The organism is Massilia sp. Root133, from assembly GCF_001426525.1.
Lineage (GTDB): Bacteria > Pseudomonadota > Gammaproteobacteria > Burkholderiales > Burkholderiaceae_D > Telluria > Telluria orientalis.
In genome coordinates this window covers 207528-226784 of the sequence record NZ_LMEW01000001.1, presented here as the reverse complement: position 1 = coordinate 226784, position 19257 = coordinate 207528, and the positions used below count along the sequence as shown (strand labels likewise).

The 19257-nt window shown below is 64.8% G+C and carries 25 protein-coding genes; 8 read left to right on the top strand and 17 right to left on the bottom strand.

Annotated elements, in window-relative coordinates:
• Positions 1-98 precede the first annotated feature (98 nt).
• The 6 genes from ASD28_RS01055 to ASD28_RS01030 are packed head-to-tail and all read right to left on the bottom strand — an operon-like array spanning position 99 to position 5206.
• Positions 99-1178 carry an AI-2E family transporter gene (locus tag ASD28_RS01055; RefSeq protein WP_056122637.1) on the bottom strand — a complete coding sequence of 360 codons (1080 nt, stop codon included), beginning with the start codon at positions 1176-1178 and terminating at the stop codon, positions 99-101.
• Between the two features lie 30 nt (positions 1179-1208).
• A complete protein-coding gene (locus tag ASD28_RS01050; protein WP_056123588.1) occupies positions 1209-1808 on the bottom strand; it encodes an SCO family protein in 600 nt (199 codons plus the stop codon).
• A gap of 8 nt (positions 1809-1816) precedes the next feature.
• A complete protein-coding gene (cyoE, locus tag ASD28_RS01045) occupies positions 1817-2716 on the bottom strand; it encodes a heme o synthase (protein ID WP_056122634.1) in 900 nt (299 codons plus the stop codon).
• The gene (locus ASD28_RS01040; protein ID WP_056122631.1) at positions 2713-3870 is read right to left on the bottom strand and encodes a heme A synthase; all 1158 of its coding nucleotides are present in this window, start codon (positions 3868-3870) and stop codon (positions 2713-2715) included. Before ASD28_RS01040 ends, cyoE begins: the two co-directional genes overlap by 4 nt.
• A gap of 6 nt (positions 3871-3876) precedes the next feature.
• Positions 3877-4506: a redoxin domain-containing protein gene (locus ASD28_RS01035; protein ID WP_056122628.1), complete on the bottom strand. Its 630-nt coding sequence runs from the start codon at positions 4504-4506 to the stop codon at positions 3877-3879.
• Entirely contained in the window at positions 4484-5206 is a 723-nt protein-coding gene (locus ASD28_RS01030; protein WP_056122626.1) for an SURF1 family protein, read from the bottom strand. The genes ASD28_RS01035 and ASD28_RS01030 overlap by 23 nt, the downstream gene beginning before the upstream one ends.
• A 40-nt stretch (positions 5207-5246) precedes the next feature.
• Between ASD28_RS01030 and ASD28_RS01025 the strand changes: the two genes are divergently transcribed.
• Complete coding sequence (locus ASD28_RS01025; RefSeq protein ID WP_056122623.1) at positions 5247-5447, top strand: twin transmembrane helix small protein; 201 nt, start codon at positions 5247-5249, stop codon at positions 5445-5447.
• A gap of 115 nt (positions 5448-5562) precedes the next feature.
• Here the strand turns inward: ASD28_RS01025 and ASD28_RS01020 are convergent, their stop codons facing one another.
• The 7 genes from ASD28_RS01020 to ASD28_RS00995 all read right to left on the bottom strand — a co-directional run bounded on the left by ASD28_RS01020 (position 5563) and on the right by ASD28_RS00995 (position 11637).
• Complete coding sequence (locus tag ASD28_RS01020; RefSeq protein WP_056122619.1) at positions 5563-6420, bottom strand: cytochrome c oxidase subunit 3; 858 nt, start codon at positions 6418-6420, stop codon at positions 5563-5565.
• 68 nt (positions 6421-6488) lie between these two features.
• Positions 6489-6710, bottom strand: coding sequence for a DUF2970 domain-containing protein (locus tag ASD28_RS01015; RefSeq protein WP_056122616.1), 222 nt, complete (start codon positions 6708-6710; stop codon positions 6489-6491).
• Positions 6710-7303 carry a cytochrome c oxidase assembly protein gene (locus tag ASD28_RS01010; protein ID WP_082577017.1) on the bottom strand — a complete coding sequence of 198 codons (594 nt, stop codon included), beginning with the start codon at positions 7301-7303 and terminating at the stop codon, positions 6710-6712. The genes ASD28_RS01015 and ASD28_RS01010 overlap by 1 nt, the downstream gene beginning before the upstream one ends.
• Positions 7304-7310: 7 nt before the next feature.
• Positions 7311-7430 carry a cytochrome oxidase small assembly protein gene (locus tag ASD28_RS32585; RefSeq protein ID WP_229411904.1) on the bottom strand — a complete coding sequence of 40 codons (120 nt, stop codon included), beginning with the start codon at positions 7428-7430 and terminating at the stop codon, positions 7311-7313.
• A gap of 7 nt (positions 7431-7437) precedes the next feature.
• A complete protein-coding gene (ctaD, locus tag ASD28_RS01005; RefSeq protein ID WP_056122613.1) occupies positions 7438-9033 on the bottom strand; it encodes a cytochrome c oxidase subunit I in 1596 nt (531 codons plus the stop codon).
• A 96-nt stretch (positions 9034-9129) separates the two neighbouring features.
• Positions 9130-10323, bottom strand: coding sequence for a cytochrome c oxidase subunit II (gene coxB, locus ASD28_RS01000; RefSeq protein WP_056122610.1), 1194 nt, complete (start codon positions 10321-10323; stop codon positions 9130-9132).
• Between the two features lie 402 nt (positions 10324-10725).
• Positions 10726-11637 carry a methyltransferase domain-containing protein gene (locus tag ASD28_RS00995; RefSeq protein WP_229411906.1) on the bottom strand — a complete coding sequence of 304 codons (912 nt, stop codon included), beginning with the start codon at positions 11635-11637 and terminating at the stop codon, positions 10726-10728.
• 286 nt (positions 11638-11923) lie between these two features.
• Between ASD28_RS00995 and ASD28_RS00990 the strand changes: the two genes are divergently transcribed.
• Positions 11924-12502: a ComF family protein gene (locus tag ASD28_RS00990; protein ID WP_307166707.1), complete on the top strand. Its 579-nt coding sequence runs from the start codon at positions 11924-11926 to the stop codon at positions 12500-12502.
• A 16-nt stretch (positions 12503-12518) separates the two neighbouring features.
• Positions 12519-12989, top strand: coding sequence for a tRNA (uridine(34)/cytosine(34)/5-carboxymethylaminomethyluridine(34)-2'-O)-methyltransferase TrmL (trmL, locus tag ASD28_RS00985; RefSeq protein WP_056122601.1), 471 nt, complete (start codon positions 12519-12521; stop codon positions 12987-12989).
• Between the two features lie 3 nt (positions 12990-12992).
• Here trmL and rfaE2 read toward each other — a convergent pair whose 3' ends face one another.
• Together rfaE2 and ASD28_RS00975 are read right to left on the bottom strand one after the other, a co-directional pair.
• Positions 12993-13472, bottom strand: a complete 480-nt coding sequence (gene rfaE2, locus ASD28_RS00980; protein ID WP_056123581.1) for a D-glycero-beta-D-manno-heptose 1-phosphate adenylyltransferase — start codon at positions 13470-13472, stop codon at positions 12993-12995.
• 10 nt (positions 13473-13482) lie between these two features.
• A complete protein-coding gene (locus ASD28_RS00975; protein WP_056122598.1) occupies positions 13483-14673 on the bottom strand; it encodes a PilT/PilU family type 4a pilus ATPase in 1191 nt (396 codons plus the stop codon).
• A gap of 141 nt (positions 14674-14814) precedes the next feature.
• Here ASD28_RS00975 and ASD28_RS00970 point away from each other — a divergent pair, with 141 nt between their 5' ends.
• Positions 14815-15759 carry a hydrogen peroxide-inducible genes activator gene (locus ASD28_RS00970; RefSeq protein WP_056122596.1) on the top strand — a complete coding sequence of 315 codons (945 nt, stop codon included), beginning with the start codon at positions 14815-14817 and terminating at the stop codon, positions 15757-15759.
• Here the strand turns inward: ASD28_RS00970 and ASD28_RS00965 are convergent.
• A complete protein-coding gene (locus ASD28_RS00965; RefSeq protein WP_056122593.1) occupies positions 15737-16258 on the bottom strand; it encodes a hypothetical protein in 522 nt (173 codons plus the stop codon). The two genes, ASD28_RS00970 and ASD28_RS00965, sit on opposite strands and share 23 nt — an antisense overlap.
• 167 nt (positions 16259-16425) lie before the next feature.
• On the opposite strand from ASD28_RS00965, the gene ubiA reads away from it, so the two are divergent.
• From ubiA to ASD28_RS00945, 4 genes are read left to right on the top strand one after another with little or no spacing between them, the layout of a single operon-like run.
• Positions 16426-17280 carry a 4-hydroxybenzoate octaprenyltransferase gene (gene ubiA, locus ASD28_RS00960; protein ID WP_056122590.1) on the top strand — a complete coding sequence of 285 codons (855 nt, stop codon included), beginning with the start codon at positions 16426-16428 and terminating at the stop codon, positions 17278-17280.
• A gap of 38 nt (positions 17281-17318) precedes the next feature.
• On the top strand, positions 17319-17639 hold the full coding sequence (locus ASD28_RS00955) for a YqjD family protein (RefSeq protein ID WP_056122587.1): 321 nt from the start codon (positions 17319-17321) through the stop codon (positions 17637-17639).
• Positions 17639-18040 (top strand): phage holin family protein, encoded by a 402-nt coding sequence (locus ASD28_RS00950; protein WP_056122584.1) that lies wholly within the window; start codon positions 17639-17641, stop codon positions 18038-18040. Before ASD28_RS00955 ends, ASD28_RS00950 begins: the two co-directional genes overlap by 1 nt.
• Positions 18027-18320 carry a hypothetical protein gene (locus ASD28_RS00945; RefSeq protein ID WP_056122581.1) on the top strand — a complete coding sequence of 98 codons (294 nt, stop codon included), beginning with the start codon at positions 18027-18029 and terminating at the stop codon, positions 18318-18320. The genes ASD28_RS00950 and ASD28_RS00945 overlap by 14 nt, the downstream gene beginning before the upstream one ends.
• Here ASD28_RS00945 and ASD28_RS00940 read toward each other — a convergent pair.
• The gene (locus ASD28_RS00940; protein WP_082577018.1) at positions 18317-18952 is read right to left on the bottom strand and encodes a hypothetical protein; all 636 of its coding nucleotides are present in this window, start codon (positions 18950-18952) and stop codon (positions 18317-18319) included. The genes ASD28_RS00945 and ASD28_RS00940 overlap by 4 nt on opposite strands.
• Between the last annotated feature and the right edge of the window lie 305 nt (positions 18953-19257).

Genomic DNA, 19257 nt, shown 5'->3' with positions numbered 1-19257 from the left:
TAGTAGGTCGAACAATTATGTATGTACGAGACGAGCGTTAATAGTCCATTAATCAACAGCGCGACTAACGAAATATCATATCATTTCCGCAAGGAAATTTACTTTGGCGAGACGCCGTTGCCGTTCTGCCTGACGATCGGATCCTTCGTATGGGTCCACCCGCTCATCAGCGAGTAGCCCACCGCGAGCAGCGTGGGCCCGATGAACATGCCGACGAAGCCGAACGCGATCACGCCGCCCAGCACGCCCAGTAAGGTGAGCAGGAACGGCAGGCTGGAACCGCGGCTGATCAGCATCGGGCGCACGACGTTGTCGACGCCGCTGATCAGGAAGAAGCCCCACACGAGCATGAAGATGGCCCATCCCGTCTCGCCCTGCGCGAACAGCCAGATGGCCGCCCCGCCCCACACGAGCGGCGGCCCGACGGGAATCAGCGACGACACGAACACGAGCACCGACAGCAGCGGCACCGCGGGCACGCCCGCGATGAAAAAGCCCAGCGCGGCGACGAGCGCCTGCGCCAGCGCCGTGCCGAGCAGGCCGTACATCACGCCGCGCACGGTCTGGCTGACGGTCTCCGCGACCGATTCCGCCTCCTCGTCCATGATGCGGTGCATGGCGGCCCTGATGACGGCCAACAGCGCTTCGCCGTCGCGATAGAAAAAGAAACTGACGAACGCGGCGAGGCTCATCTGCGCGACGCCCGCGCCCAGCATGATGCCGCCGGACAGCAGCGCGTGGCGTGCCGGTTCGACCATGCGCCGCGCGAGTTCCATCATGCGGTCGCGGCTGGCGACGAGCTGGCGCAGGTAGTTGTCGAGCTGGTCGCCGACGACCGGGATGTCGCGGATCCACTTGGGCGGCAGCAGTTCGCCGTGGTTCAAAGCGGCGCGGATCTGGTCGAACGACGACGCGACGTTGTCCGCGAGGTTGTACGCGACGAGCGCCAGCGGGATGATCACGAGCAGCGTGAGACTCAGCGTCATCGTCAGCGCGGTGAGCGTGCGCCGGCCGCGCAGGCGCAGCAGCAGGCGCTGGTACAGCGGCCAGGACGAGATGACGACGGCGGCCGCGAACAGGATCGCGGCCAGGAAGGGTTGCAGGACGTAGAGGCAGCCGAGCGTCAGTAAAATGACCACGCCGGCGCGCGTGTAGTTTCTACCTGGCCGTTTGTCCATGCAATCCCGATAATCGAATCGTTAAGATTATCAGGATAATAACGCACGCAGATCGTGCACGATAGGATCGGGGCCCTGGCCGTGGCGGATGAACAGGCGCAGGCGGCCGTCGCGGTCGAAGACGTAGCTGCCGGCCGTGTGGTCGATCGTGTAGCTGCCCGGGTCCGTGCCCGGCACCTTCGAATAGAACACCTTGAATTCCTTGGCCGTCTTCGCCGTCTGCTCGGGCGTGCCGCGCAGGCCGAGGAAGCGCTTGTCGAACGCGGGCACGTAGTTGGCCAGCAGTTCCTGCGTGTCGCGCTCGGGGTCGAGGGTGACGAACAGCACCTGCACCTGGTCGGCCAGCGGTCCCAGTTTCTGCATCACGGTGGCCATTTCCGCCATCGTGGTCGGGCACACGTCCGGGCATTGCGTGTAGCCGAAGAAGACGACGACGGCCTTGCCCTTGAAGTCGGCCAGCGTGCGCGGCTTGCCGGTGTGGTCGGTCAGCGTGAAGCCTTTTGCGTAATCGAGGCCGGTGACGTCCGTGTTCTGGAAGGATTCCTTCTGCTTGCCCGGCAGCTTGTCGCATGCGGCGAGGGAGACGGTCAGCGCGCAGGCGGCGACGAGGACGGACAGCAGTTTTTTCATCATCGGGTCTAGAGGTAGTGTTTCACGTAGTGGTCGACGAGCAGCGCGGCGAACAGCAGCGACAGGTAGACGATGGACCAGGCGAAGGCCTTGCGCGCGACCTGGTCGCTGTAGTGCTTGTGGACCATCCAGCCATGGCGCAGGAAGATCGCGTTCAGGACGATGGCGGCCGCCAGGTACACGATGCCGCTCATGCCGACGGCGAACGGGAACAGCGTGCAGGCCGCCAGCGCGACGGAATACAGCCACACCTGCTGGCCCGTGTACTGCATGCCGTGCGTGACGGGCAGCATCGGCAGGCCGGAACGCACGTAGTCGTCGCGGCGGTACATGGCCAGGGCCCAGAAGTGCGGCGGAGTCCAGACGAAGATGATGAGTACGAGCAGCCAGGCTTCCATCGGCACGGTATTCGCGACGGCGGCCCAGCCGAGGGCCGGCGGCATCGCGCCCGACAAGCCGCCGATGACGATGTTCTGCGGCGTGTTGGGTTTCAGCAGGACCGTGTAGATCAGCGCATAGCCGACGAAGGTGACGAACGTCAGCCACATCGTCAGCGGATTGACCATCGTGTACAGGATGCCCATGCCGGCACCGCCGATGATGGCGGAAAAGATCAGGACCTGCGTGGTCGACAGCTCGCCCATCGCGGTGGCGCGGCGCGCCGTGCGGGCCATGCGGGCATCGACTTCCGCCTCGATCAGGCAGTTGACGGCGAACGCGGCGCCGGCCAGCAGCCAGATGCCGATCGTGCCCCAGGCGAGCACGTGCCAGCCCGGAAAGCCGTCGGTGGCGAGGAACATGCCGATCACGGCGCAGAAGACGGCCAGCTGCGTGACGCGCGGCTTGGTCAGCGCCCAGTACTGCGCGACGCGGCTGGGCGGTTTGTGGATGGCGGTTTGCGTAATCATGGGTGGCTCGCGGACGTCGCCGCCTCACGTCGTGGACTGCGCAGCGCCAGCTCGAGTTGATACTGTACCTTGTAGTTTAGCATGGTCACCAGAAGGACGAGGCCAGCCGCCCCCGCGTTGTGGAGCACGGCGATCGGCAACGGGAAGTTCAGGAACACCGTCGCGATGCCCGTCGTTGCCTGGGCGATAAGCACCAACGCCAGGTTGCGCGCCGTCCCGTGCAGGCCCGGCAGACGCCACGCACGCCACGCCGTATAGCCCAGTACGAGGACGACGACGAGCGCGAAGTTGCGGTGCACCCAGTGGATCGCCGTCAGCGCGGAAAACGGCAGGTAGTGTCCGGCCGCCGTCTTGCCCAGCTCGCGCCACAAGGTGAAGCCATGTTGCCAGTCCATCTCTGGGACAATTTGTCCATTACAAAGCGGGAAATCGTTACATGCGAGTGTCGCGTAATTGGTACTCACCCACCCGCCCAATGCCAGTTGGACAAGCAGCACGGCGCCGGACAGCCAGGCCAGCGGACGCAGCTTGCGTAGCACGGTGGGCGGGGCAGCCGGCGGCGCGGCCAGCAGGTTGTCCTCGCGTCCACCCAGCCACACGGCCAGCGCCAGCAGGGTCAGGCCGAACAGCAGGTGCAGGGTGACGATGACCGGCTGCAGTTTCAGGGTGACGGTCCACGCGCCGAACGCGCCCTGCACGCACACCCACAGGAACAGCAGGGTCGGCAGCGCCGGGCCATGCGTGGGCCGCACACCGCGTGCCCGCGCCTTGCGCCATTCCAGCCACGACGCCACCATCAACCCGATGATCAGGAAGCCGATGCCCATCGCGAGGAAGCGGTGGATCATCTCGATCCACGCCTTCACCTTCGTCACGGGTCCGGTAGGCATCAGCGCCTCGGCCGCGGCGATGTGTTCGTGCGCGAGGAACGGGTTCGCTTCGCCGTAGCAGCCCGGCCAGTCGGGGCAGCCGAGGCCGGAGTCCGTCAGGCGCGTAAAACCGCCGAAGACGATCAGGTCGAACGTGAAGAACGCGATCACCCACGCCAGCTTGCGGTATTTATGGGTGCCCGTCGCCGTCCACACGAGCGCGAGCGGCACGCTGGCCGCCAGGATGCCGGTCAGGGCCAGCAGGATGAAATTCGAGACTTCCATTGCGCTTTACCCGACGGCCGACGCCTTCAACAGCTTGTTGATGTCCTTGTACACCTTGCGCACTTCCTGCAGCTGCGGATCCTTCGGGAAGCGCATCATCAGGTGGCCCAGCGGGTCGATCAGGTAGATGTGGTCGGCCGGTGTCGTACCCGTGTCGGCCGGCAGCCAGGACGCGACCGTCGCGCCATCCGCGCGCAGCATGTGCGTGCCGTCGTATTCGCGGATGATCAGCGTGTCCAGCGGTTCCCGGTCGGTGATGAGCCAGACGCGCTCGATGCGGTCGGCTTCCTTCCCTTGCATCAGGCGCAGCTGGCGCAGCGCGAAGAGCTGCTTCCGGCAAGAGTCGGGGCATGCGCCCGGCCCGACCATCAACATGACCCACTTGCCCTTGAACTGTTCCAGCGCCTGCGGACGGCCGTCCAGCGTGGTCGTCGCCATCGCGGGGACCGGATGGGCGCGCTGGTCGATCAGGGTGCCGTAGTTGTTGCGCTTTTCGGGCTTGATGACGTAATAGGTGAAATACGACGCGATCATCGGCGATGCGCACACGAGCAGCACCAGCCACAGCATCCAGCGGCCGCGCTTGCGAACGCTCTTCGGGTCGATTGCCGGTTCAGCCAGCTTGTTTGGTTCCACTTCGAAATCCTGTTATCACAAAAAATAGAAAGGCCATCGCCGCCAGCGCATACCACTGGAACGCGTAGCCCTTGTTGCGGTCCACGTCGACCGCGGGGGCGGGCCATTTGCGGGTGAGGTCGGAACCGTCCGCATTCGTCTGCTCCACCAGCACGGGCAGCGTGCGCAGGCTGCTCGCCTGGGCGAAGCCGGCCGGGTCGACATTCTGGACGATGGCGCCGGGCCGGGGCGGCGGCGCCTTGCCGAGTTCCATCACGCGCGCCGGATGCAGGATCGCCAGGCCTTCGATGGTCGTGCGGCCGCTTGGCGTCGCCACCTGCGGCACGCGATCGTGCACGGCCGGATCGCGCGGGACCCAGCCGCGCTCGACGAGGACGACGTCGTCGCTACCCGCTATTCTAAACGGCATCAGCAAAACGAATCCGGTACGGCCTTCGAGCGGCCGGTTGTCGAGGAACAGCGGCCAGTTGGAGACGAATTCCCCGGTCACAACGACACGGCGATATTCGACGGCGGCCGGATCGACCGGCGTCCCATCGAGCACGAGCGGCGGCAAGGCCGTACGCTGCGTGAGCCGGGCCTGCAGCATCGTCTTCTCGGCCGCGCGGCGCACCTGCCAGTTGCCGAGCAGGATGCCGACCGCGACCAGCACGAGCGTCGCGAGGAAAGGAATGGTTCTGAAACGGAAGCGCAGTCGCATACAATGATCGTACAACCCAAACAAACTCTACCGGCCGCCTATGAAAACCGTCGTCGCCATCGCCTTCGTGCTCATCATCGGCAGCCTCGCCTCCGCCCTGTTCTTCCTGATGCGCGACAAGGGCCGCAGCAACCGCACCGTGCAGGCGCTGGCGATGCGGGTCGGGCTGTCGATCACGTTGTTCCTGTTCGTGCTGTTCGCGTACAAGATGGGGTGGATTCAGCCGAAGGGACTGCACTAAAAAACAACGTCGTTCCCGCGCACGCGGGAACCCATGCTGACGTGCCGAAGTCGGTTGCTCAGTATGGATTCCCGCTTTCGCGGGAACGACGGTTTAACGCGATCGCAGGTAGTCCTTACAGCCAGTACACGACAACGTACAAGCCCAGCCACACGACGTCGACGAAGTGCCAGTACCACGCCGCACCTTCGAACGCGAAGTGATGTTCCGGCGTGAAGTGGCCGCGCAGTACGCGGTACAGCACGACCGACAGCATGATCGCACCCATCGTCACGTGAAAGCCGTGGAAGCCCGTGAGCATGAAGAAGGTCGAGCCGTAGATGCCCGAGGTCAGCTTCAGGTTCAGTTCGCTGTACGCGTGGTGGTATTCATACGCCTGGAAGCCCATGAAGATGGCGCCCAGCAGGATCGTCGCGAACAGGAACAGCGCGGTGCGGGCGCGGTGGCCGGCGCGCAGGGCGTGGTGGGCGATGGTCAGGGTCACGCCCGAGGTCAGCAGCAGTGCCGTGTTGATGGTCGGGATCGGGAACGGGCCCATGGTGCTGAACTGCTCCACGGTGCCGGCCGGGCCGATGTTGCCCCAGTGACCCGAATAGTCCGGCCAGATGACCTTGTGGTCGAGGTCGGACAGCCACGGCATCGAGATCGCTCGTGCGTAGAACAGCGCGCCGAAGAAGGCGCCGAAGAACATCACCTCGGAAAAGATGAACCAGCTCATCGACCAGCGGTAGGACAGGTCGACACGCTCGCCGTACTTGCCGGATTCCGACTCGCCGATGGCGTCGCCGAACCAGTTATAGAGCACGATCAGCATGGCGACGATGCCGGCGGTGCACACGCCCGGTCCCCAGGCGGTGCCGTTGACCCAGCCGGAAGCGCCGGCCATCGTGACCAGCATCGAGATGCCGGCTGCCATCGGCCAGCGCGATGGGCCGGGGATGAAATAGTACGGCGCGGAATGGGGCGAACTCATATATATCTCCTCAATCAAGCATTGTTTCGAATGTCGGGTACTTCCCCGCCTTCGTATTGCTGTGTGTTTTAACTTTTTGCCACGACCATGCGCACGACGAACACCAGGATGCCGATGAACAGCGCCACCCCGATCAGCCCGCCCACGATCACGTGGATCGGGTTCAGGTTGGCCGCGTCGTGCTCGTAGTCGCGGCGCTTGCGCACGCCGAAGAACGACCAGAACACGGCCTTCATCGTGGCGCCGAACGACGCGGTTTTTACAGGTTCACGTTGGTCGTCGTTGGCCATTATTTTTGCGCCGTCACGGCGCCACCGATTTCAAAGAACGTGTACGACAGCGTGATGTTCTTCACTTCGCGCGGCAGCTTCGGGTCGATGAAGAACACGACCGGCATCTGGCGCGCCTCGTGCGGTTTCAGCACCTGCTCCTTGAAGCAAAAGCACTCGACCTTTTTAAAATGCGGCGCCGCGGACTGCGGCGCGTAGCTCGGAATGGCCTGCGCCTTCACCGTACGGCCCTGCGTATTCACGACTTCGTAGACGACGGTCGCCATTTCGCCCGGGTGCACGTCGATGCTGCGCTGCGTCGGGCGGAAGCGCCACGGGCCCTGGGCGTTGCCGTCCAGTTCCACCGTGATCGTGCGCGCCAGGTCGACCTGGGTGTTGGCGGGCCGCGCCACCGTGCCGTCCTTCTGCGTGAGCACGTTGATGCCGAGCGCCTCGCACACCTGGCGGTAAATCGGCACCAGCGCATAGCCGAAGCCGAACATGATGCCGGCCACGACGATCAGCTTGATCAGCGTGGTGCGATTCAGCGCGTGCCGGCGAGGCCGCAGGCGGCCACTGTCCTCGTGGCGGCCTGCATTCGTTTCCGCTTGCATGACAGCCTCAGTTCAGCCACAGGCGCTTGACGAACAGCACGACGAAGAAGAACAGCGCGAGCCCGGCCAGCCACAGGGCCGTGCGCCGGTTGTTCTTCCTGATCTGCTGCGAACGATCATCGTTCATCGCGATCTCACTTCACCAGCGGCGGCGTTTCGAAGGTGTGGAACGGCGCCGGGCTCGGCACGGTCCACTCCAGGCCCTCGGCGCCTTCCCACGGCTTCGCTTCGGCCGGCTTGCCGCCACGGATGGTCGGCAGCACGACGAAGAACAGGAAGTACACCTGCGACAGGCCGAAGCCGAACGCGCCGATCGAGACGATCTGGTTGAAGTCCGTGAACTGCACGGCATAGTCGGCGTAACGGCGCGGCATGCCGGCCAGGCCCAGGAAGTGCATCGGGAAGAACGTCAGGTTAAACCAGAACAGCGAGTTCCAGAAGTGAATCTTGCCGCGCAGTTCCGGATACATGTGGCCGGTCCACTTCGGTGCCCAGTAGTAGAAGCCGGCGAACAGGGCGAACAGCGAGCCGGCGACCAGCACGTAGTGGAAGTGGGCGACGACGTAATACGTGTCCTGCACCTGGATGTCGATCGGGGTCACGGCCAGGATCAGGCCCGTGAAGCCGCCCATCGTGAACACGAAGATGAAGCCGACGGCAAACAGCATCGGGGTCTCGAACGTCATCGAGCCCTTCCACATCGTCGCGACCCAGTTGAACACTTTCACGCCGGTCGGCACCGCGATCAGCATGGTGGCGTACATGAAGAACAGCTGGCTCGTCACCGGCATGCCGGTGGTGAACATGTGGTGGGCCCACACGATGAACGACAGGATCGCGATGGAAGCCGTCGCGTACACCATCGATGCGTAGCCGAACAGCGGCTTGCGGGCGAAGGCCGGGATGATCTGCGAGACGATGCCGAAGGCCGGCAGGATCATGATGTAGACCTCGGGGTGGCCGAAGAACCAGAAGATGTGCTGGTACATGACCGGGTCGCCGCCGCCGGCCGCGTTGAAGAACGAGGTGCCGAAGTGACGGTCGGTCAGGGTCATCGTGATGGCGCCGGCCAGGACCGGCATCACGGCGATCAGCAGGTAGGCGGTGATCAGCCAGGTCCAGCAGAACATCGGCATCTTCATCAGCGTCAGGCCCGGTGCGCGCATGTTCAGGATCGTGACGATGATGTTGATGGAACCCATGATCGACGACGCGCCCATGATGTGCAGGGCGAAGATCGCCATGTCCATGCCCGGGCCCATCTGCGTCGACAGCGGCGCGTACAGTGTCCAGCCGGCGGCGGTGGCGCCGCCCGGGACGAAGAACGACGTCGCGAGCAGGATCGCGGCCGGCGGCAGCAGCCAGAACGAGAAGTTGTTCATGCGCGCGAACGCCATGTCGGATGCGCCGATCTGCAGCGGGATCATCCAGTTGGCGAAGCCGACGAACGCCGGCATGATCGCACCGAACACCATCACGATGCCGTGCATGGTGGTCAGCTGGTTGAAGAATTCGGGGCGGAAGAACTGCAGGCCGGGCTGGAACAGCTCGGTGCGGATCATCAGCGCCAGCACGCCGCCCGAGAGCAGCATGATGAACGCGAACCACATGTACAGCGTACCGATGTCCTTGTGGTTGGTGGCAAAGAGCCAGCGGCGCGCGCCGACCGGGTGGTCGTGCGCGTGGTCGTGGCCATGATCGTGCGTGTTATCGATAGTGCTGGAAGTCATGTCAGTATCCTAGTCGTGCGGGACAGCAAGGCCGTGGTGCGGTGACGCGGTGACGGCCCGGTCCCTGTAATCCAAACGCTTGTTGCTTGTCTTGTCTTATTTGCCGCGGGCAGCCAGGACTTCGGAAGGCTGGACGATGTTCTCGTCGGCCTTGTTGGTCCAGTTATTGCGGGTATAAGTGATGACGGAAGCGATCTCGGAATCCGACAGCTGCTTCCACGCCGGCATCGCCGACGGATACTTACCGCTGTGCTTGCCATTCAGCAGCACGGCGATCTGTTCGGCCTTGGGACCGAGTACGACCGGCGAACCGACCAGCGCGGCAAATGCGCTCGGCACGCCCTGGCCGTTGGCCTGGTGGCAGGCCACGCAATTGGCGGCGTAGACTTTCTCGCCCTTCGTCTTGAGCTCGTCGATGGTCCAGACCTTGTTCGGGTCGTCGGCCAGCGCGGCCATGCGTGTCTTCTCGCCGTTCACCCATGCAGTGTAGTCTTCAGCGGAGACGACTTTCACGACGATCGGCATGAACGCGTGTTCCTTGCCGCACAGCTCGACGCAGTTGCCGCGGTACGTGCCGATCTGCTCGGCCTTGAACCACGTGTCGCGCACGAAGCCGGGGATGGCATCCTGCTTGACGGCGAAGGCGGGAATCGTCCACGAGTGGATCACGTCGTTGGCGGTCAGCACGAGGCGGACCTTCTTGCCGACCGGGACGACGACGGGATTGTCGACCTCGAGCAGGTAGTTCTCGGTGCGCTTCTCGGTCGGTGCGATGCCCGGCTCGCCCACCTGCGTGCGCGGCGTGGCCAGGTTCGACAGGAACGAGATGCCTTCGCCCTCGCCCTTCAGGTAGTCATAGCCCCATTTCCATTGCATGCCGGTGACCTTGATGGTCAGGTCCGGGTTGGAAGTGTCCTTCATCTGCACGACGGCGTGCGTGGCCGGCAGGGCCATGCCGATGACGATCAGGAACGGTATGACGGTCCAGGCGATCTCGACCGTGGTGGATTCGTGGAAGGTGGCCGGTTTGTGGCCGAGGGACTTGCGGTGCTTGAACACCGAATAGAACATGACGCCGAACACGCCGATGAAGATGACCAGGCAGACCACCATCATCCAGTTATGCAGGCTGTAGATATAGGCCGCAATGCCCGTCACGGGCGCCTGCATGTTGAGCTGATGTTCCACTGGACGACCGGTAATGACGGGCTCGGTAGCCGCCATCGCCGGGATGCTGGCCGCTACTGCGAGACCGAGCATCAACGCTTTGAATCGTTTTGCATATGTCATGTTGTCCCCAACCACCTTTAGAAGAGAAATTTCTAGAACGGAAGCGGCCCTCCTCTGGCTCGCCATGGAGGAACCACGGAAGACAACTTCCGTTCTGAAATCCTTTTTAAACTAAACGCAACCACTTCCCGTCGCGCCGGCGGACGCTTCGGGACTCGACACCGTCCAGCCGGGAACCGTCTGGAACCCTCGTTGAACGATGCCTTCAAACCTTGCTTGCGGGGGATACCCGATACGCTGCCTTGTATCCCCGGGTGATGCTCCAACCCTCGACTTCACGCCTTTATGCTTAATTTTTTAGCGCTTTTTTGATCCAGTCGAAAAAAGTGTGTTTGATTATACTGAAAGCGGTAATTTTTATTCAAGGAAAATTACCGCGATCGTATACAGGATGCATGGGTCTTACCGCGGCTTGGGCGGCTGGAAGCGGACGATCGCCTCGCCCGCGGCCGTCGTCTTCGGTGCCGGCCGGAAAGCGTGGCCGTAGATGACCTCGAACGTCAGGCCCAGCTTGCCGTCCGCACGGCGGCCCGCTTCCAGCGCGTCGCGCATGCGCTGCCACGCCGCCCGGCCGACGAGGCCGCGGCGGCGCGTTGCCAGCGGGTTGCCGCCGAACGCGCGCACGTCGGCCAGCAGCTTGTCGGCCGAGTCGTACGTCACCGTGATCTGTTCCATGTCCATGACGGGCGTCGTGAACCCCGCTTCCACGAGCTGGTCGCCGAAGTCGTGCATGTCGACGAACGGCAGCGTGTGCGGGGTCTCGTCCATCGCCGCGAACGCGGCACGCAGTTCGCGGAACGTGTCCGGACCGAAATTCGAAAACATCAGCAAGCCATCCACGCGCAGCACGCGACGCCACTCGGCGAACACGCGGTCGGGCTGAGGATGCCAGTGCAATGCCAGGTTCGACCAGACCAGGTCGAGCGAGTTCGGGCCGAACGGCAGGTTGCCGAAGTCCGCGCAAACGAGATCGATGCCGGCTTTGGCGGGGAGCAAACGGCTCAACAGGGACCGGGGCGCCGACGTGGCGGCTCCGGCGGCCGCCAGCATGGCCGGCACGGCGTCCAGGCCGAGCACCTGCGCGGCCGGGTAGCGCTTCTGCAGCTCGGCGATGTCGACACCGGTGCCGCAGCCGGCGTCGAGCACCTGGCGCGGCGCGGTCTTGACGAGCGTCAGGCGGTCGAACATGCGGCTGGCGATCTCGCGCCGCAGGAAATCGGATGGCGCGACCCGGGCGGGGTCGGCGAACAGCTGGCGCACGCGGACCGGATCGATCGGGGCGCTCATCCTGGAGGGGGCTTGGGGTGAAACCATGATGGGGCTGCGGTGAATGGGATAATGGCGGGAGTGTACATGATGGGTGGAACTTACGATGACGGCCCGTTATTTGTCCCTGCGGCATTGGCTGCGCGTGCTGGTGCCGTCGATGTGCGCCCTGTGCGGGGGCGGGTGCGATGATGTCGTGTGCGCGGCGTGCCGGGAGGCATATGCGGGGGCGCGGCGGATGCGGTGCGGCCAATGCGCAAACCCGCTAGCCGAGATACCGTCGCTCCCGCGCAGGCGGGAGCCCAAGTTGGAGTTGCCGGGAACGCAAGCAAACTTGGATCCCCGCCTGCGCGGGGACGACGTCAGTGGCATTTGCGGCACCTGCCTGCGCGACCCACCCGCCTTCGACGCGACGGTCGCCGCCGTCGATTACGCGATTCCCCTCGACCAGCTCGTGCTTCAATTAAAATTCGGCGCCCGCCTCGCGCTCGCGCCGTGGTGCGCGCGCCAGATCCGCGATGCCGTGCTGGCCCGGCCCGGCCTGCCGCTGCCCGATCTGCTGTGCCCCGTCCCGCTGGGTCCGGGCCGGCTCGTCGAACGCGGCTTCAACCAGGCGCTGGAAATCGCGCGGCCCCTGGCGGCGGCGCTCGGGGTAGCATGTCATCCGGCGCTGGCGCTGCGCACGCTCGACACGCCGGCGCAGTCGGGCGTGGCCCCGAGCGTGCGGGCGCAAAACGTGCGCGGCGCGTTCGCCGTGGAGGCCCCGGACCTCGTGGAAGGCCGCCACGTCGGCCTCGTCGACGACGTCATGACGAGCGGCCACACGCTGGGCGAACTGGCCGCCACTTTTAAACGGTTCGGCGCGGTGCGCGTGACGAATTTTGTGTTCGCGCGCACGCCGCCCCACCCGTAACCCAAGGAGATTGATTTTGTTTCACGTCGTACTGGTCGAACCCGAAATCCCGCCCAACACGGGCAACATCATCCGCCTGTGCGCGAACACGGGGGCGCAACTGCACCTGGTCGAGCCGCTCGGCTTCCCGCTGGACGATGCCAAGATGCGCCGCGCCGGTCTCGACTACCACGATTACGCCACGATGAAGGTCCACAAGAACTGGGACGCCTTCCTGGCCGACACGCAGCCGGACCCCACCCGGATGTTCGCCATGACGACGCACGGCTCGTCGCCGTTCGCGGATGCCGCGTTCCGCCCAGGCGACGTGTTCGTATTCGGCGCCGAGTCGCGCGGCCTGGATCCGGCCTTGCGCGAATCGTTCCCGCCGGCCCAACGCATCCGCCTGCCGATGATGCCGGGCAACCGCAGCCTGAACCTGTCGAATACGGTGGCCGTCGTCGTCTACGAGGCGTGGCGCCAGAACGGGTACGCGGGCGGGGGCTGAGGATCAGCCGAACTGCCGGATCTTCGCAACGAGCTTCGTCGTCGAGCGGTCGTGCGCGAAATCGATCGCGACGGCCTTGCCGCCGTAGGCAATCACTTCCTTCCCTTCCGGGATGGCGCTCATGACGTAGTCGCCGCCCTTGGCATAGATGTCGGGGCGGGCTTCCTGGACGACTTCCAGCGCCGTGTCCTCGTCGAATTCCACGACGAGGCTGACGGATTCTAGCGCGGCCAGCACGGCCATGCGGTCGGCCAGCGTGTTCAGCGGGCGGTCGTCGCCCTTGCCCAGGCGTTTCACGGACGCGTCCGTGTTGACGGCGACGACGAGCGACGCGCCCAGTTCGCGGGCCTGGGCGAGATACGTCACGTGGCCGCGGTGCAGGATGTCGAACACGCCGTTCGTCAGCACGACGGGTTTCGGCAGGTCGGCGATGCGTTGCGGCAAGGTGGCGCGGGTGCAGAGTTTTTGTTCGAAGGTAGCCATGGCGTGCATTTTAACTTGCGGCCGGCGGTTCCTCTTCCGGCTCGTCGATCAGCATCGACAGCTCGGCCGGCTTCGCGGCACCGCCGCCCTCCCCCGGCGCTTTTCTCTCGCCCGACAGCTTGATCTGCAGGCGCAGGCCGTTCGCGGAATCGGCGTTGCGGATCGCTTCGTCGTAACTGATGTAACCCTTGTTGTAGAGCTCGAACAACGCCTGGTCGAACGTGCACATGCCCAGCTCGCGCGACTTGTGCATGATCTCCTTGATGCTCTGGAAGCTGCCTTTCAGGATCATCTCGCCGATCGTCGGCGTGTTCAGCAGGATCTCGATGGCCGCCTTGCGCCCCTTGCCGTCTTCCGTGCGAACCAGGCGCTGCGAGACGATGGCGCGCAGGTTCGACGACAAGTCCATCAGCAATTGATTCCTGCGCTCTTCCGGGAAGAAGTTGATGATGCGGTCCATCGTCTGGTTCGCATTGTTCGCGTGCAGCGTGCCGAGGCACAAATGACCCGTTTCGGCGAACGCAATCGCGTGTTCCATCGTTTCCGTGTCGCGGATCTCACCGATCAGGATCACGTCCGGCGCCTGGCGCAGCGTGTTCTTCAGCGCGTTGTGCCACGACAGCGTGTCGACGCCCACCTCGCGGTGCGTGATCAGGCAGCTCTTGTTCTTGTGAACGTATTCGACGGGATCCTCGACCGTGATGATGTGGCCGGCCGAGTTGCTGTTGCGGTAATCGATCATCGCCGCCAAGGTCGTCGACTTGCCGGAACCCGTGCCGCCGACGACGAGGACGAGGCCCCGCTTCGTCATCACGACATCTTTCAAGACCTCGGGCAGGTCGAGTTTTTCGAAGTTCGGGATTTCCGATGCAATGGTCCGCACGACCATGCCTACGCTCTGCTGCTGCACGAACACGTTCACGCGGAACCGGCATACGCCGGGCAGGGAAATCGCGAAGTTGCACTCCATCTCGGCTTCGAACTCGGTCCGCTGCCGCTCGTTCATGAGGGAGAGGGACAGCGCGCGCGTGATGTCGCCCGTCAGGCGCTGCTGGCTCAGGGGTTTCATCGCGCCCTGGTGCTTCATGCTGGGCGGGAAGTCCGCCGAGATGAACAGGTCGGAGCCGCCCTGCTGGTGCATGACCGTGAGCAGCTTGTGCATATAGGCCTGGGCTTCCGCCGGGCCGAAGGTCGAGGACATGGATGTCTTCCTATTAACGCAAGGCAACGTCGCCTGCCCGGCCATTATATCCATGGCTTTACCGGTAAAATAGTGACAGACTGCTTAAAAGGCAGGCAAACGTGTCTTCGAGAACACGGCCGTTCAATACACTCCGATCCCATGACACTGACCGAACTGAAATACATCGTCGCCGTCGCACGCGCCCGCCATTTCGGACATGCGGCCGAAGCCTGCTTCGTCGCCCAGCCCACGCTGTCCGTCGCCATCAAGAAACTCGAGGACGAACTCGGCGTCACGCTGTTCGAACGGGGCGGCTCGGAAGTGTCCGTGACGCCGCTGGGCGCGCAGATCGTAGCCCAGGCCGAGCGCGTGCTCGAGCAGACGGCCGCCATCAAGGAATTGGCCAAGCAGAACAAGGACCCGCTGTCCGGCCCGTTGCGCCTCGGTGTGATCTACACCATCGGCCCGTACCTGCTGCCGCCGCTCGTGAAAAATCTGATCGCGAACGTGCCGCAAATGCCGCTCGTGCTGCAGGAGAATTTCACGGTGAAACTGCTCGACCTGCTGCGCCAGGGCGAGCTGGACGCCGCGATCATGGCCCTGCCGCTGCCGGAACACGGCATGGCCGTGCAGGCGCTGTACGACGAACCGTTCGTCGTCGCGATGCCGAAGAACCACCCGTGGTCGACGCGCACCGAGATCGCGGCCGAGGACCTCAAGAGCGAGACGATGCTGCTGCTGGGCGCCGGCCACTGCTTCCGCGACCAGGTGCTCGAAGTCTGCCCGGAGATGGCGCGCTTCTCTTCATCGCCGGGCAACGGCATGCAGCGCACCTTCGAGGGCTCGTCGCTGGAGACGATCCGGCACATGGTCGCGAGCGGCATCGGCCTGACCGTGCTGCCGCGCGCCTCCGTGCCGGACATGAAGGATCCGAACGGCATGCTGACCTTCGTCCGGTTCCAGGATCCGGTCCCGTCGCGCCGCGTCGTGATCGTATGGCGCAAGAGTTTTACGCGCCGCGCGGCCATCGATGCCGTCGTCAAGGCCGTGGCCGACTGCGGGCTGCCCGGCGTCGAGATGGTCACGCTCCAGGCCGCGGCCTGACGCGCGCGGGCAGGACCGGCGCGGCCGCGGTGGGTGCCGCGTCCCCATCGTCCGTCCGGATGCCGATACCGCCGCAGGGTCCCGCCTGCTTTCCGGACAGCGCGCCGACCAGTTCCGTGCCCCGCTGCGGCACCGACACCAGCGGCGCGCATCGCACCGCGTCCCACGTGCTGCCTTCCTGTTTGAATTCGACGGCGCGCACGGCATAGACGCGGCCGCCCTGCTCCAGCGCGACCAGCGCCGTGCCGCCGTTCACGACCCCGAGCACGAAGCGGCGCCGCGGCATGCTGTCGTCGCTGGCGTCGGTCTCGCTGAAATCGCCGCCCCGGTCGGCGATGCCCGCGAGTCCGAGTCCCACGCCCAGCAGCGCCTGGATGCCGGCAGGGAGCTCGCGCAGCGACCGCGCCTCCATCCACGCGCCCTGCTCCTGCCCGCCGGCCTGCGCGAGCAGGCAGCTTCCAAGTCCGATTCCGGCCACCACCATGGTTACGAACCGCATATGCATTCTCCTTGATCCGAAGCCGGCATCGTAGAGCGCGCGCGTGCGCCATGCCTTGTGCATCGTCGACGTGCGCATGATCGCCGCGTATCGTCCTGCGCCGTACAGCCGGGCGCGCCCCGACAGGCTACAATCCTGACCTTGCAGATTTTCAATTCGAACGCACAATGAACAAGCTGGCGCTTTATTTCCGCCTGGTCCGGGGCCACAAGCCCATCGGCATCCTGCTGCTGCTGTGGCCCACGCTGTGGGCCTTGTGGATGGCATCGAACGGCCATCCCGATCCGATGATCCTCGCCATCTTCATCGTCGGCACGGCGCTGATGCGGTCAAGCGGCTGCGCGATCAACGACTACGCCGACCGCGACTTCGACCGCCACGTCAAGCGTACGGTCGACCGCCCGCTGACGAGCGGCCGCATCAAGGGTTGGGAAGCGCTGATGGTGGCGGCGGTGCTCGCGATCGTCTCGTTCCTGCTGATCCTGCCGCTGAACACGCTGACGAAGCAGCTCTCTGTCGTGGCCGTGATCGTCGCGGGCAGCTATCCGTATTTCAAGCGTTTCTTCGCGCTGCCGCAGGCCTACCTTGGCATCGCGTTCGGCTTCGGCATCCCGATGGCGTTCGCGGCCGTGCAGGACCACGTCCCGGCCGTCGCGTGGTGGCTGCTGGTCGCCAACGTGTTCTGGTCGCTGGCCTACGACACCGAGTATGCGATGGTCGACCGCGACGACGACCTGATCATCGGTATCCGCACGTCCGCCATCACGTTCGGCCGCTACGACGTCGCCGCGATCATGCTGTGCTACGCGGCGACGCTGGGCATCGACCTCGTGTGCGGCTGGTCGCTGGGCCTGCGCTGGTGGTTCGTGGCGGGCATCGCCGTCGCGGCCGGGATGGCCGTCTACCACTACACCCTGATCCGCGGCCGCGACCGCACGAAATGTTTTGCCGCGTTCAACCACAACAATTGGTTGGGTGCGGCCGTGTTTGCTGGCGTCGCGCTAGACTATGCATTAGGATAATATTGTCCGCAACGCAATCCATAACGAGAGGTTCCCCCATGATGGAAAAAATCCCGACCCAGTCCGGCGCCCGCGACCAGCTGCTGTCCGACCTGAAGACCGTCATCCAGGACGCGGAAGCGTGGCTGCGCCACAGCGGCCACCTGACCGGCGAAGAATTCAAGGCCGCCAAGGTCAAGTTCGAACGCACCCTGGTCAAGGCCAAGGAAGACATCGTCCGCCTGGAAGAAGCCGCGGTCGAAAAAGCCAAGGTCGCCGCCAAGGCCACCGACGAATACGTCAAGGAGAATCCGTGGAAGGCCGTCGGCCTGGGCACCGCCGTCGGTGTCGTGATCGGCATGCTGATCGCGCGTAAGTAATGGGAGTCGTCGCGACGGCAGGCCGGATCGGTGCGACGCTCGTCGCGATGGCGGGCACGCGGCTGGAGCTGGCCGCGGTCGAATTCCAGGAAGACGCACGCCGCCTGCTGGGCCACCTCGCGTGGACCCTGCTGGCCGTGTTCCTCGCGGCCGGCGCCCTCCTGCTGGCCGCGCTGTTCGTCATCGCCATCTTCTGGGACACGTACCGCCTGCAGGCCGTCGGCGGCATGGCCGTCCTGTTCGGCGTGCTGGCCGGCATCATCCTCATGAAAGTCCGCGCCAGCATGACCGCGGAAGCGCCGCTGCTCTCGGCCACGCTGGCCGAACTGCGCAACGACGTCGACTACCTGCGCCATGGCCTGGCCCAACATCATGCGGAGGCAACCGATGAACAAGCCTGATCTCGCCACCCGCCGCGCGGCCCTGATCGAACAATGCGCCGAACAGCGCGTGGGCCTCGCCTACGAGCTGAAGGCGCTGCGTCCGTCGAATGCACTGGCCGGGCATCCGGTCATGGGCTACGTCGCCGCCAACCGCAAGCTCGTGCTGGGTGCGGCCGGTGCCGTGCTGGGGCTCGTCCTCATGCGCCGCAAGCGCCTGGCCGGGCTCGTCACGTCGGCGCTGTCGGCGGTGAAGATGGCGCGCGGCGCGCTGGGCATCCTCGCGCAGCTGCGCCGCTAGTCGTTGAGGCCGAGCGCTTCCCAGCCATTCGGCGTCAGCTTGACGTACAGTTTTTCCTTCTGGGAGCGCTCGCCGTCGACGTTCCGTCCGACTTCGGGGAACGCTTCCTTGACCTGCGGCTTGCGGGCCCAGTCGGCCACGTTCGACAGCTGATAGGTGTAGATCACGCTGCTCTCCTCGTGGTCCCCCACCTTGGCCGGGTCCGCCCAGCGGAGCACCTTGCTCAGCGACTTGCGCCCCCAGCAGATGCGCGGCTGCTTCCCGGCGTTCGCGTGCAGGTAAGGCTTCGCGGCATCGGCCATCGTGTAGCGCTTGACCTTCACCCCGCTCGGCTTGCCATTGACGACGGCGCCGGGTAATTCCACGTCCTCGCTCCTGGCAAGGCCGACGGATTCCAGCGCCGACATCTGGCCGGCCACGCCGTCCGGGTACATCTTCTGCTGGCGGATGTCGGTTTCATACACGTCGACCGGCCATTTGATGGGATCCAGGCACAGGTCGCCCTTCTTGTCGAAATACTGGGAGACGGTGAGGCCGAAGTTCTTTTCGTTGGCCGACGTCTTGCTGCTGCAGGCGGACAGCGATGCGACCAGCGTCGCGCCCAGCATGAGGGAGATGGCAGTCTTGTTCATGGTGATGTGATTGTACCAAGGCTGGGCGCGGGTGGAATCTCTTCCATGGCCGCGTACACGCGCTTGCCCAGCTTCCGCGCCGTCGCCACCATCAGGTCGGCCCCTTCCGACGCGCCGCCGATGCGCAGGACGGCATCGCACCGCGCCAGCAGGCGCTGCGCATGCGGGTGGAACACGGCGTCGAACACCGCGTCCCCCGGCGCCTGCGATCCGGCCAGGCGCACCGTCGGCAACGCGAGCCATTCGCCCAGCACGGGTAGATGTCCGGCCTCGTACAGCGGCATCACGCACGCTTCCATCGCCGC